10 protein-coding genes are annotated in these 13,219 nt (G+C 43.6%); 6 read left to right on the top strand and 4 right to left on the bottom strand.

Annotation, left to right across the window (positions count from 1 at the left end; genetic code table 11):
- Window positions 1–8: 8 nt before the first annotated feature.
- Entirely contained in the window at window positions 9–635 is a 627-nt protein-coding gene (gene proQ, locus VEA_RS09465) for an RNA chaperone ProQ (protein WP_005396555.1), read from the bottom strand.
- 97 nt (window positions 636–732) lie between these two features.
- On the bottom strand, window positions 733–1,206 hold the full coding sequence (locus tag VEA_RS09460) for a GAF domain-containing protein (RefSeq protein ID WP_012841805.1): 474 nt from the start codon (window positions 1,204–1,206) through the stop codon (window positions 733–735).
- Between the two features lie 92 nt (window positions 1,207–1,298).
- Here VEA_RS09460 and VEA_RS09455 point away from each other — a divergent pair, with 92 nt between their 5' ends.
- From VEA_RS09455 to rsmF, 4 genes are all read left to right on the top strand, one after another.
- Window positions 1,299–3,095 carry an ABC transporter ATP-binding protein gene (locus VEA_RS09455; RefSeq protein WP_006743267.1) on the top strand — a complete coding sequence of 599 codons (1,797 nt, stop codon included), beginning with the start codon at window positions 1,299–1,301 and terminating at the stop codon, window positions 3,093–3,095.
- 24 nt (window positions 3,096–3,119) lie between these two features.
- Window positions 3,120–4,370 carry a paraquat-inducible protein A gene (locus tag VEA_RS09450; RefSeq protein ID WP_006743266.1) on the top strand — a complete coding sequence of 417 codons (1,251 nt, stop codon included), beginning with the start codon at window positions 3,120–3,122 and terminating at the stop codon, window positions 4,368–4,370.
- Complete coding sequence (locus tag VEA_RS09445) at window positions 4,363–7,011, top strand: PqiB family protein (RefSeq protein WP_041852958.1); 2,649 nt, start codon at window positions 4,363–4,365, stop codon at window positions 7,009–7,011. The genes VEA_RS09450 and VEA_RS09445 overlap by 8 nt, the downstream gene beginning before the upstream one ends.
- 150 nt (window positions 7,012–7,161) lie before the next feature.
- Entirely contained in the window at window positions 7,162–8,598 is a 1,437-nt protein-coding gene (rsmF, locus tag VEA_RS09440; RefSeq protein WP_012841802.1) for a 16S rRNA (cytosine(1407)-C(5))-methyltransferase RsmF, read from the top strand.
- A 283-nt stretch (window positions 8,599–8,881) separates the two neighbouring features.
- Here the strand turns inward: rsmF and VEA_RS09435 are convergent, their stop codons facing one another.
- Window positions 8,882–9,715 carry a CvfB family protein gene (locus tag VEA_RS09435; RefSeq protein WP_006743264.1) on the bottom strand — a complete coding sequence of 278 codons (834 nt, stop codon included), beginning with the start codon at window positions 9,713–9,715 and terminating at the stop codon, window positions 8,882–8,884.
- 192 nt (window positions 9,716–9,907) lie between these two features.
- On the opposite strand from VEA_RS09435, the gene VEA_RS09430 reads away from it, so the two are divergent.
- Window positions 9,908–11,260 (top strand): hypothetical protein, encoded by a 1,353-nt coding sequence (locus VEA_RS09430; protein WP_006743263.1) that lies wholly within the window; start codon window positions 9,908–9,910, stop codon window positions 11,258–11,260.
- A 28-nt stretch (window positions 11,261–11,288) separates the two neighbouring features.
- Here VEA_RS09430 and VEA_RS09425 read toward each other — a convergent pair whose 3' ends face one another.
- The gene (locus VEA_RS09425) at window positions 11,289–11,786 is read right to left on the bottom strand and encodes a DUF4442 domain-containing protein (protein ID WP_012841801.1); all 498 of its coding nucleotides are present in this window, start codon (window positions 11,784–11,786) and stop codon (window positions 11,289–11,291) included.
- 374 nt (window positions 11,787–12,160) lie between these two features.
- On the opposite strand from VEA_RS09425, the gene VEA_RS09420 reads away from it, so the two are divergent.
- Complete coding sequence (locus VEA_RS09420; RefSeq protein WP_006743262.1) at window positions 12,161–13,219, top strand: 3-deoxy-7-phosphoheptulonate synthase; 1,059 nt, start codon at window positions 12,161–12,163, stop codon at window positions 13,217–13,219.

Genomic DNA, 13,219 nt, shown 5'->3' with positions numbered 1-13,219 from the left:
TATCTCCTTTATGCGCGCAAGTGCTCCGCTTTCACAACCATTTGTAGGCCGTTAGCAAGTTGAACACGTACATCATCCTTATTGATTTCAACAATGGTCGCTGCCATGTTTCCTTTGCCCATGTTCACGTTAACTGCGTTACCTACTGTGATTTCATCAGCATTTAGAGCGCGCGTTTCTACAGGCTTAGTTGGTTTTTGTACTTTTGGTTTGTTAGTACGACGAGGCTGTTGAGGCTTTTTAGCCGCTGGTTTCGCTTTCGCCTTACCCTCTTCACGAGCTTTTTGTGCTTGTTCTTTACGACGAGCTTGAACTTTTGCCTTGCTTTCTGCAAGTGTCGCTTTCGCGTGTTCAACGTGCTCTTCTTCTAGCTCACCACAAGGGTTGCCGTCTAGGTCTACGCGTACTGCACCTGGTTTTACACCATGTAGGTAACGCCATGATGAAGTGTACTGTCTTAACGCTGCACGAAGCTGTGTTTTGCTTACTTTTTCGTCTTCACTTAGACGTTCCGCAAGATCTTGAAAAATACCAATTTTCAGAGGTTTTGCTTCACCTTCTAAAGTAAAGCACTTAGGGAAACATTCAGCAATATATGCAATAACTTCTTTGCTGTTTTTTAACTTTTCAGTCATGAGGGGTCCTGATTTGAGCGGATTTCCGCGAGCATTAAGAAAAAATATTCTCGTATTATAGTGACATGCCAAGGAAAAACCACACTCGAAGGCTAATTTATGCGTCGTTCGCGTGTGAATTAAGCAGCTTTTCTACTTCAGCCATGAAATGAGTGAGACCTTCTTCGTCTGTTTCATTGAATCGACCAATACTTGGGCTGTCAATATCAAGGACACCAACCACCTTTCCATTAATAGAAAATGGAATCACAATTTCTGAATTGCTCGCTGCATCGCACGCTATATGTCCCTCAAATTCATGAACGTCGTATACTCTTTGTATGGTGTTAGTTTTTGCAGCAGTACCACAGACACCGCGCCCCATAGGAATGCGGACACAAGCTGGTTTTCCTTGGAACGGACCAAGAATGAGCTCTTCACCTTTTGCTAGGTAAAAGCCAGCCCAGTTAAGATCGTCCAATTCCATGAAAAGCAGTGAGCTCAAGTTTGCTAGGTTAGCAATAAAGTCTGGCTCAGACTCAATTAGAGCAACGGCTTGTTTGGTTAGTCTATGGTATTGTTCTATGTTCATATTAACTTCCTACTTACTATAAAAGCTTCCATTCTCACTGTATGGCGCTAAAATGCAGCCCTACTTTATAATAGGACTTATTCTCAATTACAATGCTTCTGAAAAATGACACTATTAGCCGTTCTTGGTTGATAACACAAGTAAAAAAGCACAAGTCCAAGCTGATCATAGCGAACTTGATAGCGGTGCTTGCAACCTTGATTAGTGTTCCAATCCCCCTTCTCATGCCGTTGATGGTTGATGAGGTTTTATTGGACCAACCAGCAAAAGGCTTAGCTGCTATGAATGCCATTCTCCCTGAAGCGTGGCACACTCCGACGGGTTATATATTTTTCACCCTTTTCTTGGTCGTCCTGATGCGAGCTGCAAGTCAGGGGTTAAATATCCTTCAAAGCCGACAATTTACACTTGTTTCTAAAACGATCACGTTTGAGATGCGCAGTAAAATGATCGACAAGCTTGGTCGTATCAGCATCCGCCAATACGAAACCAAAGGCAGCGGAGGCATCAACGCCCACCTTATCACTGACATTGAGACCATTGATAAATTTATTGGTTCTACGTTAGCAAAATTCGTTATCAGTTTTTTAACGGTCATTGGTACTGCCATCGTTCTGCTTTGGCTCGACTGGCGACTTGGTCTATTTATTCTGCTAGTTAACCCTATTGTCATTTACTTCTCACGTAAACTAGGAAGTATGGTTAAACATCTGAAACGGAAGGAAAATCATTCTTTTGAAATTTTCCAAAATCGTTTAGTTGAAACATTAGATGGAATTTACCAGCTGCGCGCAGCCAATAAAGAGCGAGAATTTCTCCAGCAACTCAAAGACAGTGCGAACCAAGTTCGTGTGGATGCAGACAAGTATGCGTGGCAATCAGAGGCGGCAGGTCGCGTCTCTTTCTTACTCTTCTTAATCGGTTTTGAGTTATTCAGAGCCGTCGCCATGCTGATGGTCATGTTTAGTGACCTCACTATTGGTCAAATCTTTGCTGTTTTTGGTTACCTATGGTTTATGTTGTCTCCTGTTCAAGAGCTGCTCGGCATTCAGTTTTCTTGGTACAGCGCGAAAGCTGCGTTAAAACGCATCAACGACTTACTAGTATTAGAAGAAGAACAAAGACCGGTACCTAAGGTAAATCCTTTCAAAGAAGACAGAGAAGTCGATGTTAAAGTAGAAAACGTAGACTTCTCTTATAATAATGAAAACAAAGTCCTAGATAACCTTTCTTTACATATACCGGCAGGAAAGAAAGTGGCGTTAGTTGGTGCGAGCGGAGGCGGTAAGTCGACCTTAATACAACTACTTATTGGGGTTTATCGTCAAAACTCCGGTAGCATTCGCTTTAATGATGAATTAACAGAAGATATTGGTTTTGAAGTAATTCGCGACAAAATTGCCGTGGTATTACAGCAACCTATACTATTTAACGACACCTTGAGGCATAATCTAACGCTCGGTGGGAATTTTGACGAAATGTCACTTTGGCGAGCACTTGAAGTTGCTCAGCTGCAAGATGTTATTTCTCAACTGAACCACGGTTTGGATACTCAAGTCGGCCGTAACGGCATTCGTTTGTCAGGTGGTCAACGACAACGCCTTGCCATCGCAAGAATGGTGCTGAGTAATCCTCAATTTGTTATTTTAGACGAAGCCACGTCTGCGCTTGATACCGCTACTGAAGCGGCATTGCACAAAGCATTGACTGAATTCTTACGTGGCAGAACAACATTAATCGTTGCGCACCGTCTATCAGCCGTAAAACAAGCCGATTTGATCTACGTGCTTGAAGATGGAAAAGTGACGCAAACAGGTACTCATGGTGAGTTAGTTGAGCAAGAAGGCTTATATCAAACCTTATATGGGGGCATACAGTCCCACGCTTAAATCGTTCAAGTTAGAGAGGTCGTTATGACCTCTCTGTCTAAGCACGCCATGCAGCCAAATAATGTGCGCTTGTGCCAAGGTTGCGAATTGCCTGTCGATATCGTCGACTTACCCAATGGAAAAAATGCACACTGTCCTCGTTGTGGCACACAGTTGTATCGAGGCGGTAGCCCTAGCCTCTCAGGTAATTTAGCCGTCGCGATAACCTGTATCCTGCTATTTATTCCATCACACTTTTTTAACTTTATTAGTATCCGACTCTTTGGTGTGATGATTCCGGCAACCCTACCTTCAGGGATGATCACATTGATGGAAGAAGGCTTTGTTCTTCTTTCACTGCTTATTCTATTTTGTAGCTCTCTAGCGCCTCTGACGGTTTGTGTTTCAGTGGTTACGGCACATATCTCGCTGCATCAACGATGGTTTCGAGGGCTTCGTGTTTCACTGTGGCTAATTCAACATTTGAAACATTGGGTAATGCTGGATGTGTTCTTAGTTAGCATCGCCATTTCCTGCTTCAAACTCCAAGATTATTCCGACATTTTTGTAGGCCCAGGGTTAATTGGTCTGGTTCTTTTGCAGATATTTACCGTTTTGTTAGTTTCTCGAATCAGTGTGCGTCGTTACTGGGAAGCCTGGAAGCCAGAACGTCTTTATTCCTTTGAACACAAAGACGTGCATTGCCATGAGTGCCACTTGTCTCAACCTGAAGGTGACCATTGTCGGCGTTGTCACCACGAGTTATATCATCGCAAGCCCAACTCCATTCAGAAGACATGGGCTTACCTCATTGCGGCAACGATAGCGATTTTCCCTGCCAACTTGATTCCTATTTCCATCTTGCTGACCAATGGCAAACGTTTGGAAGATACTATTTTCTCAGGCGTAGCTGGGTTGGTAAAAAGCGGTATGTATGGCATCGCAGTGATCATTTTTGTGGCCAGTATTGTTGTGCCAGTTGTAAAAATACTTGGCCTTGCCTACATCATGCTTTGCATTCAATTCAAACGTTCGGTGTTTAAGAGACAACGAATGATGGTTTACTTTGTTGTTAAATGGATCGGTAAATGGTCTGTGATGGACTTGTTTGTTATTTCTATCATGATGACCTTAGTCGATCGTGGTCAGATACTTGATTTCACACCAGGATATGGCGCCGTGGCCTTTGGTGTTGTCGTGGTATTGACCATGCTTGCAGCGGAAAGTATTGATCCAAGGCTAATCTGGGACCAAACAGGCCCAACACAATCAGAAAAAGAGTCAATGAATGAGTGATCAGAACAGTTCTCAAACGTCATACGTACCAGATGTAAAGCGGAGCAAAGGCATATCTCCTCTTTGGCTTTTGCCAATTTTGACCATGGTCTTAGCTGGCTGGCTTGTGGTGAAGTCGATACACGATGCAGGACAACGGGTGCAAATCTATTTTTCTGACGCTGCTGGCTTGGTTGCCGGGCGAACCACTATCCGTTACCAAGGGCTAGAAGTCGGTATGGTGAGAGACATTAACCTCACTGAAGATCTCGGCAGTATTTATGTTGATGCCGATATCTACCCTGAAGCGGCAAAATTGCTGAACGATAAAACTCGCTTTTGGCTGGTAAAACCAACAGCAAGCCTAACAGGAGTTTCTGGGCTCGATGCGCTCGTGTCGGGTAATTACATTTCGATTCAACCTGGAGATGGTCAAGAGTTTGAAACAACGTTCCATGCGTTAGACTCTGCACCAACAGATTTGCGCGTTTCACAAGGTTTGAACATTAAACTCAAAAGCCGCGATTTAGGTGGTGTGTCGATTGGATCTCAAATTGTTTATAAGAAAATTCCAATCGGTGAAGTCTACAGCTACCAGTTGGATGAAGACGCAAAATCTATCACGATTCAAGCCAACATTCAGGATCAATACCGACATATCATTAACAACCGCAGTCGGTTCTGGAACGTAAGTGGAATCGGTGCCAGCATCGGTTTTGAAGGCGTCGATGTAAGGCTAGAAAGTATGAGTGCTCTACTCGGAGGCGCGATCGCCGTCGACTCTCCGGATGACGGTGAGCCTGTAGAAGAGAACACTGAATTCCGTCTGTATAAAGATTTGAAAACCGCAGGTCGAGGTATCGCTGTTAAAATCGTCCTCCCTGATGACAGTAAAATCAGTGGCGAAGGCGCACCCATTATGTATCGCGGAATCGAGATTGGCCAAGTTACAGACTTAAGCCTATCCGAAGGGCGAGAAGTGATATTAGCGTCAGCGGCAATTCAACCAGCTTTCAGTGACATGCTGACGACAGGTACCCGATTCGTCTTAGAAGAAGCAAAAGTGTCCCTCTCTGGTGTTGAAAACATTGCCAATCTCGTGAGAGGAAACTTCTTAACCATTGTGCCAGGTGCTGGTGATCGCTCTCGCCGCTTTACTGCCATTCGTAAAAACGTTTTTAACCAACAGCAAGAAAAGTCCATCGCTATTCGTTTAGTGTCTGACAACTCGTTTGGCCTAGATAGCGGTGCCAACGTGCTTTACAAAGGCATCGTTGTCGGTTCAATTATCAACGTAGGCTTAGTTGAAGAAGGTAAAAAATCGCAACATGAAGTATTTATGGATGTATTGATTGATCATGAATACAAACACCTGATCAAATCAAACAACCGTTTTTATGTAACCGGAAGTGCCTCTGCAGAATTAACGGAATCGGGCCTCAGCGTTACCGTTCCTCCGGCAAAACAGTTGTTAACTGGGTCCATTAGCTTTGTAAGCGAAGGCAAGCAAGATATTCAAAAAGAGTATCAACTGTTCCAAAACGAATCATTGGCAGAACTAGCACAGTACAACCAAAGTGGCTCTAGAGCACTCACACTGTTTGCTTCTGAATTGCCGCCGATTTCCAAAGGCAGCCCTCTACTCTATCGTAATCTTCCTGTTGGTAACGTCTCCGATTTCCAATTGGTTGATGGCGGTGTGTTAATTAAAACAACCATCGAAAACCGCTTTGCTTACCTCGTAACACCGCAAACCGTCTTTTGGAACCGTTCAGGGATAGAGATAGATGCATCGCTAGCCGGTGTGAGTGTAAAAGCTCACCCTTTAAAATCGTTAATCGAAGGTGGCATCGCTTTTGACTCTGTTCCTGGCGTTGAAAACAAAATTGGAGACAACTGGAAGTTATATACAGATCAAAAAACCGCTCGCAAGTTTGGACGCGTCATTGCTTTAGAAACCGACGGCTCGCAAGAGATTGCTAAAGGAATGCCGATTGAGTATCAAGGCGTCAAAGTTGGTGAAGTCACACTGGTTGTACCGAATTTTCGTCGCAATATGGTTGAAATTACCGCAAGAATTCTACCTGAATACGTAGAAAACATTGCGGTTGAAGGCTCACATTTTTGGCTAACTGAGCCAGAGATTGGCTTAGGGGGCGTGAAAAACCTTGGCGCATTGGTGTCGAAATCCATCAGTGTTGAGCCAGGTAAAGGTAAAGCTAAATTTGATTTTCAGTTGGAAAACGGTTCAGAACGTGTTCAGGGCATGATGTTTACTTTACAAAGTGAACAACGAGGCTCAGTACAAGTCGGAACGCCTATTCTTTACCGCGAGATGGAAGTCGGCCAAGTAACCGACGTGAGCCTAGGAGAATTTGCCGATCGCGTCGTCACGACCATCAAGATACAGCCTGAATATGCTTACCTCGTTCGTCAAAACAGTGTGTTTTGGAATGTTTCAGGAGTAGATGTCTCCATCGGAATTACTGGTGCGAACATCAAAGCGGGCACATTTGATAGTTTAGTTCGCGGAGGAATTGCGTTTTCAACGCCAGAGCAATCGACTATTCCACCAGCGGCAAAAAGTGGGCAATCTTTCTTTTTATATCCACAAGCTGAAGAAGGCTGGACTCAATGGCGTACTGCGATTCCTAAGCCGTAGAATAAAGCTCAATTCACATACCATTGAAGTTTGATTACCTTAAAAGAGCAGCAATCGCTGCTCTTTATTATTGCTCGGCCCTTGTCACTATTCGTTTCTGCTTCGCTTTCGTATATTATTTGCCACAAATTCTGCAAACGAGATCCCACATTGCATCCTAATGTTTACATCCCAGACGCGTTTCTGGAAAAAATCCAAACTATCCTTCCTGCTCACCTCAACATGGAAGACTTTATCGCATCGTGCCAAAAGCCACTGCGCAAAAGTATTCGTGTTAATACGTTGAAGATCAGTGTTGAAGCGTTTCTAGAACGTGCAGACGCAAAAGGCTGGAAGCTTTCTCCTGTGCCTTGGTGTGACACAGGTTTTTGGATTGAAGCGGACGAGTCAGTTGTACCATTAGGCAACACTGCAGAGCACATGTCAGGCTTATTCTACATTCAAGAAGCCAGTTCAATGATGCCAGTATCTGCGCTGTTTATGAATGACGAATCTTACGATGCCGTGTTAGATACAGCAGCTGCACCAGGATCAAAGACCACTCAAATCGCGGCTTTAATGAACAATGAAGGCGTTCTCGTGGCTAATGAATACGCCGCAAGTCGTGTAAAAGTGCTGCATGCCAACGTGGAACGTTGTGGTGTACGTAACGCCGCACTAAGTAACTTCGATGGGCGCGTTTTTGGCGGTTGGCTACCAGAACAATTTGATGCGGTTCTGCTCGACGCGCCCTGCTCCGGCGAAGGCACCGTTCGCAAAGACGAAGATGCAATGAAAAACTGGACGCAAGCTTCCGTGCTCGACATAGCTGACACACAGAAAGATCTTATTGAAAGCGCCTTCCATGCACTAAAGCCCGGTGGTGTGATGGTTTACTCAACGTGCACACTCAGTACCGAAGAAAACCAACAAGTTTGTCATCACTTGAAAGAAACCTTTGGTGATGCCGTTGAGTTTGAAAGCCTTGAGACCTTGTTTGAAAACGCAAATGCTGCTCTAACTGAAGAAGGTTTTTTGCATATCTTTCCACAGGTCTACGACTGCGAAGGGTTCTTTGTTGCAAGAATTCGTAAACTGGCTGCTGTTGAACCACCAAAGGTCAAAAAGCGCATGGGCAAGTTCCCGTTTACCAAAGCATCGAAAAAAGAATCGGTTGAAATTGCCCAACAGCTGCAAAGTGCGTTAGGTATTGAACTTCCGAATGACAGTTCTATATGGCTTCGCGATAAAGATGTCTGGTTGTTCCCTAATTCTTTAGAGCCAATGATCGGCGAATTACGCTTCTCTCGTATGGGTATAAAGATCGCGGAAGCCCATAAAAATGGCTACCGTTGGCAGCATCAGGTGGCGACGGCCTTAGCGACGGGCTCTGAGGCAAACGCCATCGAGCTAACCATTGAAGAAGCGCGCGAATGGTACATGGGACGTGATGTTCGCCCACAAACGATTCCTGATGGAATGAAAACAGGTAAAGGCGAAGTGCTTGTCACCTATCAAGGCGCAGTCATTGGCCTTGGAAAATGGGTAAGCAACAGAATTAAGAACGGTCTTCCTCGCGAATTAGTACGAGATAAGAACTTATTTTAAAGAAGTAGCGAATCATAAATAAATGAAAAGCCATCGTATTTGCGATGGCTTTTTAATTCGTAAGTATGAAAGCAACTGGGCTCGCTAGCGATCCGGATACGCTGTACTAAACTAGTTGTATCAAAGTAATGCTTTGATATGGCATTTCTCTCTATGTTCACCAACAAAATTATTGTTGGAAAAAGTTTAGCGCAGGCTCTGCGGAGCCGTTTCCCCTAGGCCCAAAAAAAGGAAAAGTTTGGGCCGTTTTTTTGGCTGCAGATCCGCTATACGTTAGTTTGGGCTACGCCAGACGAATACCGTCTTTCTCGATAACAATCTTGCCCTGCTTGTACAATCCACCAATGGTCTTTTTGTAAGTACCTTTACTTGTACGGAAAGCATCAAAAATCGCTTCAGGAGAAGACTTATCGTTCAAAGGTAAAAAGCCGCCTTTCTTCTCTAACAGATCAAGAACCTTGCTAGAAAGATCGTCCATTTTTGCCACGCCGACTTTTTGTAGCGCGAGATCGATTTTGCCATCTTCACGAATTTGCTTAATAAAGCCTTTCAGTTTCTTACCGATGTAAAGCTTACCAAACACATCTGATGGGAAAATCATGCCCCAATGCTTACCGTTAACGATAGCTTTATAACCAAGTTGACTACGCTCTGCGATGATCAAATCAACTTGTTCGTTAACTTCATAATTCGCAGGAGTTTTGTCTAACCATTTGTTGAACTTAGTCGTACCAACAATGCGGCCTGACGCTTTGTCAGTGTAAACATAGACAAGAATAGTTTGTCCCGCAGAGAAGCGAGTGCGTTGCTCACTAAAAGGAATAAGTAGATCCTTTTCTTTGATGCCCCAATTTACAAAAGCACCTGTCGCGTTGACGCCCTCAATCTTCATTAAGCCCCATTCACCCACTTGGGCAATAGGTCTTTCAATGGTCGCAGCAAGCTGGCTTTCTGAATCGAAGTACAAAAATACGTCTACATGATCACCAATTTCAGTACCCTCTGGTACATACTTATTAGGCAGTAGAACAGAACCGTAATCATCACCATCCAGAAATACGCCAAAATCAGCCTTTTTAATGACTTCTAAGCTGTTAATTTGACCAATTTTAATCATTGATTTTGTCTCTTTTTAAATTTACGTGGAATTATACCTAAACTAACAAGAAAATCAGAGAGAAAAGCATAGTGCTCTGTTATGCTGTTGTCGTTCAGCTATATGCCCCAGTCACTCTTTTAGCACTTTTATGCTTACCTGCTCAACAGTACGCATAAGTTAAGAATGCTTTAACAAAGTCAGGAGCTTTCTTTGGTCACCGTCGATAAACAAGACTCAATAACATTAAAAATCAGTCATGCACTCGCAAAGAGCAAAAGTGTCGACCTAGATATTTACTTTTTTATACCTGGTGAGCTTGGTTTAAACGCCGATATCATCAGTGAATCCGAATTTTATTACACTTCAATCACACAGCAACGCTCTTATTACAGTACTGAAATCCTTCTACCGCTAGTACACAGTCGACTTGCCAAACGTGGACGCCTGTCGAATCAACAATACCGAGTAAGTTTGAGTTTGTTCGCGTACCAATACGTTATCGCGCTAGACAAAGCGGTAGCAAGTTTAAACAAGCATCAGAACAACTCCGTAACGGAAGATGAAGTTGACGAAGTTATCGAGCTCACGCTTGAGATCTTAAAGCGCTTGCGACGTTCTATTCCTTATGAAGAGAACTTAAAACGGTACTACGTTAACATCGATAACTACCTGTCTTGGTATACCGAGCAGAAGTTTTTATCTCTAGTGGCTCATCTCCCGCGTGAAGGCGATTATGGCACGATTAAGAAACGCTTGATCACGCTCTGTGAAAAAGAGCAAGCCCATCGAAAACTCAACAAGTACAACTCTCCAAGAGTCGTTGAAGACGTTACTCGCCTATCTAACAAAATGCGCTTGCTAAGACGCTTGATTGAACACCCTATCGTGCTTCGTGAAGAAACCATATCAATGGGTAACAACATCAAGCGTGCTATCAAAGGTATTGCTACTGGCTTGGTGATGGTTGTCGTGACCTCAACCGTGATTCTCGCTCGCGATTACCTTGGGGAAATTTCTGCGTCCTTCATTATCGCGATGTCATTTATTTATGCTCTGCGAGAAATCTTTAAAGATGATTTGCGCGATGCGATGTGGCGATGGATCCGTAAAGGTAAACCAAAGTGGCGTAAGAAGTATGTTGATCCAACAACGAAAAAAGTGGTCGGCAGAAAATTAGAGTGGCTCGATTATCGTACGTTAAGTAGCTTGCCAGATAAGATTCAAAGAATACGTAAGAAGCGCGTCGTGCAGCGCGAAGAGCAGATACTTCATTATCACGAAAAAACCGAAATGGCGACCTCTCTATTCTTAAGTGGTTATGAGCAAACAAGAGAAACACTGAACATCAGTTTGCGCCCTATCATCCGCTTGATGGATAAAAGCTCAAACCGAGTTTACCGTTTAAATGAAGGGCAAGTGACCAAAGAGTCGGTAGAGAAACGTCATTTGCTCAATGTGATTGTCAAAGAGGACAACCACACCGATGAGCCTGTTTATTACCGTTGGAAAGTGGTCTTAAACCGCTCCAAAATAGTCTCGATTGAGCAGATTGAACTCAATTAAAGCGATATTCTTTAAAAACAGCAAACCACTAAGCAGCCTCTTTTCTTCGTTGGGCTGCTTTTTTTATCGAAAGAGTCAACGAGAATTCAGCCATAGGTTCGTCACCATGTAAGCTAGGACACAACGCGACGATTTTTACATCGCGATTCACTCGTTCACCCGTTGCCAACGTATGATCGAGCATCTCATCAATGACATGACCATCGTTACACACAAAGTGTACATCCGCTTCCGGACGTTTTAAAAACTCGGCTTTGACGCCTTTAAATGCTAAAGAGATCGCTTCTCCTTTTTCTTGCGCCTTGCTCATAGCAAGAAAACCACCAGCTACATCCGCCCCAACAGCTAAAGCGCCGAAATACATGCTATTCAAATGGTTCTTTGTTCTTCTTCGCAAAGGGATTCGAACCTCAACGTGCTCGCTATCTATCGCAATGATCTTAGGGTGACAAAGCCAAATCAGAGGCACTTTAGAAAAGCCGAATAGATTTAGATACAAATTTGCACGACGTACAGCTGATAACATTTTGGTCTCCTTACCAATCTAGTCAGACCAGTTAATCAACGAAAGAAATAGATGTCAAAGAAATGTTAACAAAAGCTCGATCTCACGAGTTATTTAGCCACCATTTTAGTGACATTGTCACACAGATAAACATGAGGTTTGCCGCAGTTATCTTGATTGCCTAACGGTGAGATAGATGAAATGGTTATAAATTCAAATGTATATATATTGATTTAATGATCAAGTTTTGTCATTTATACATAAGTCATTTAAATGAATACCTACACCTTTGTATACAATTCGGTATTTCCTGGCGAAGATTCCCGTGAAACGGTTTATTCCTGCCTGTAATTCCGTTATCTTTACCCCTTCGCAATAGAGAATAAAGCTATAACATGCCTATAAAAACAGATGAATTGAGAACCCAACCTTTGGGTCCAATGCCTACCCCAGCAGAGCTAGGTAGTGTACATCCTATTACGGATGACGTTGCAGACCGTATCGCTCAATCTCGTCGTCAGATTGAAAACATTTTATCGGGTGAAGACGATCGCCTTCTTGCGATTGTAGGTCCGTGTTCTGTTCACGACACTGAAGCTGCCATTGATTACGCCACTCGCCTGAGTGAAATCCAAGACAAGTACAAAGACGAACTGTTTATCGTGATGCGTACTTACTTTGAAAAGCCTCGTACAGTAGTTGGTTGGAAAGGTTTAATTACCGACCCTAACCTAGATGGCTCTTACGCGCTTGAAGCTGGTCTCCATAAAGCACGTAAACTACTACTGGATATCAACAAGCTTGGTCTTGCGACTGCTACTGAGTTTCTTGATATGATTACTGGTCAATACATAGCGGATTTGATCACGTGGGGCGCGATCGGTGCTCGTACAACAGAATCGCAAATTCACCGTGAAATGGCATCGGCGCTGTCTTGCCCAGTTGGTTTCAAAAATGGCACAAATGGCAACGTAAAAATTGCAATTGATGCAATTCGCGCATCGAAAGCCTCGCATTACTTCTACTCTCCAGATAAGAATGGCCGCATGACGGTTTACCGTACAAGTGGTAACCCATATGGTCATATTATTTTACGCGGCGGAGAGAAAGGCCCTAACTTTGATGAAGCGTCAGTAAAACAAGCGTGTGATGCTCTAGCCGAGTTTGGCTTGCCACAACGTTTGGTTGTGGATTTCAGCCACGCAAACTGTCAGAAGCAGCACAGAAAACAAATCGACGTTGCTCAAGACATTTGTAACCAAATTAAGTCAGGCAGTACTCGTATTGCGGGTATCATGGCTGAAAGCTTTATTCTTGAAGGCAATCAGCCAATGACTGACATCAACAACCTAACGTATGGTCAATCTATTACAGACCCATGCCTAGGCTGGGAAGATACTGCTACAATGCTAGATATGCTGGCAAACGCCGTTAAATCCCGAAAGTCCCTATAA

Origin of the sequence: Vibrio antiquarius, assembly GCF_000024825.1 — a bacterium.
Classification (GTDB): Bacteria; Pseudomonadota; Gammaproteobacteria; order Enterobacterales; family Vibrionaceae; genus Vibrio; species Vibrio diabolicus.
This window is presented reverse-complemented; position numbering and strand designations above follow the sequence as displayed.

What these genes read in the sequence shown, in the direction of transcription:
- proQ (WP_005396555.1), bottom strand. Translation starts at nt 635, where the DNA reads ATGACTGAAAAGTTAAAAAACAGCAAAGAAGTTATTGCATATATTGCT.
- VEA_RS09460 (WP_012841805.1), bottom strand. Translation starts at nt 1,206, where the DNA reads ATGAACATAGAACAATACCATAGACTAACCAAACAAGCCGTTGCTCTA.
- VEA_RS09455 (WP_006743267.1), top strand. Translation starts at nt 1,299, where the DNA reads ATGCTTCTGAAAAATGACACTATTAGCCGTTCTTGGTTGATAACACAA.
- VEA_RS09450 (WP_006743266.1), top strand. Translation starts at nt 3,120, where the DNA reads ATGACCTCTCTGTCTAAGCACGCCATGCAGCCAAATAATGTGCGCTTG.
- VEA_RS09445 (WP_041852958.1), top strand. Translation starts at nt 4,363, where the DNA reads ATGAGTGATCAGAACAGTTCTCAAACGTCATACGTACCAGATGTAAAG.
- VEA_RS09435 (WP_006743264.1), bottom strand. Translation starts at nt 9,715, where the DNA reads ATGATTAAAATTGGTCAAATTAACAGCTTAGAAGTCATTAAAAAGGCT.
- VEA_RS09425 (WP_012841801.1), bottom strand. Translation starts at nt 11,786, where the DNA reads ATGTTATCAGCTGTACGTCGTGCAAATTTGTATCTAAATCTATTCGGC.
- VEA_RS09420 (WP_006743262.1), top strand. Translation starts at nt 12,161, where the DNA reads ATGCCTATAAAAACAGATGAATTGAGAACCCAACCTTTGGGTCCAATG.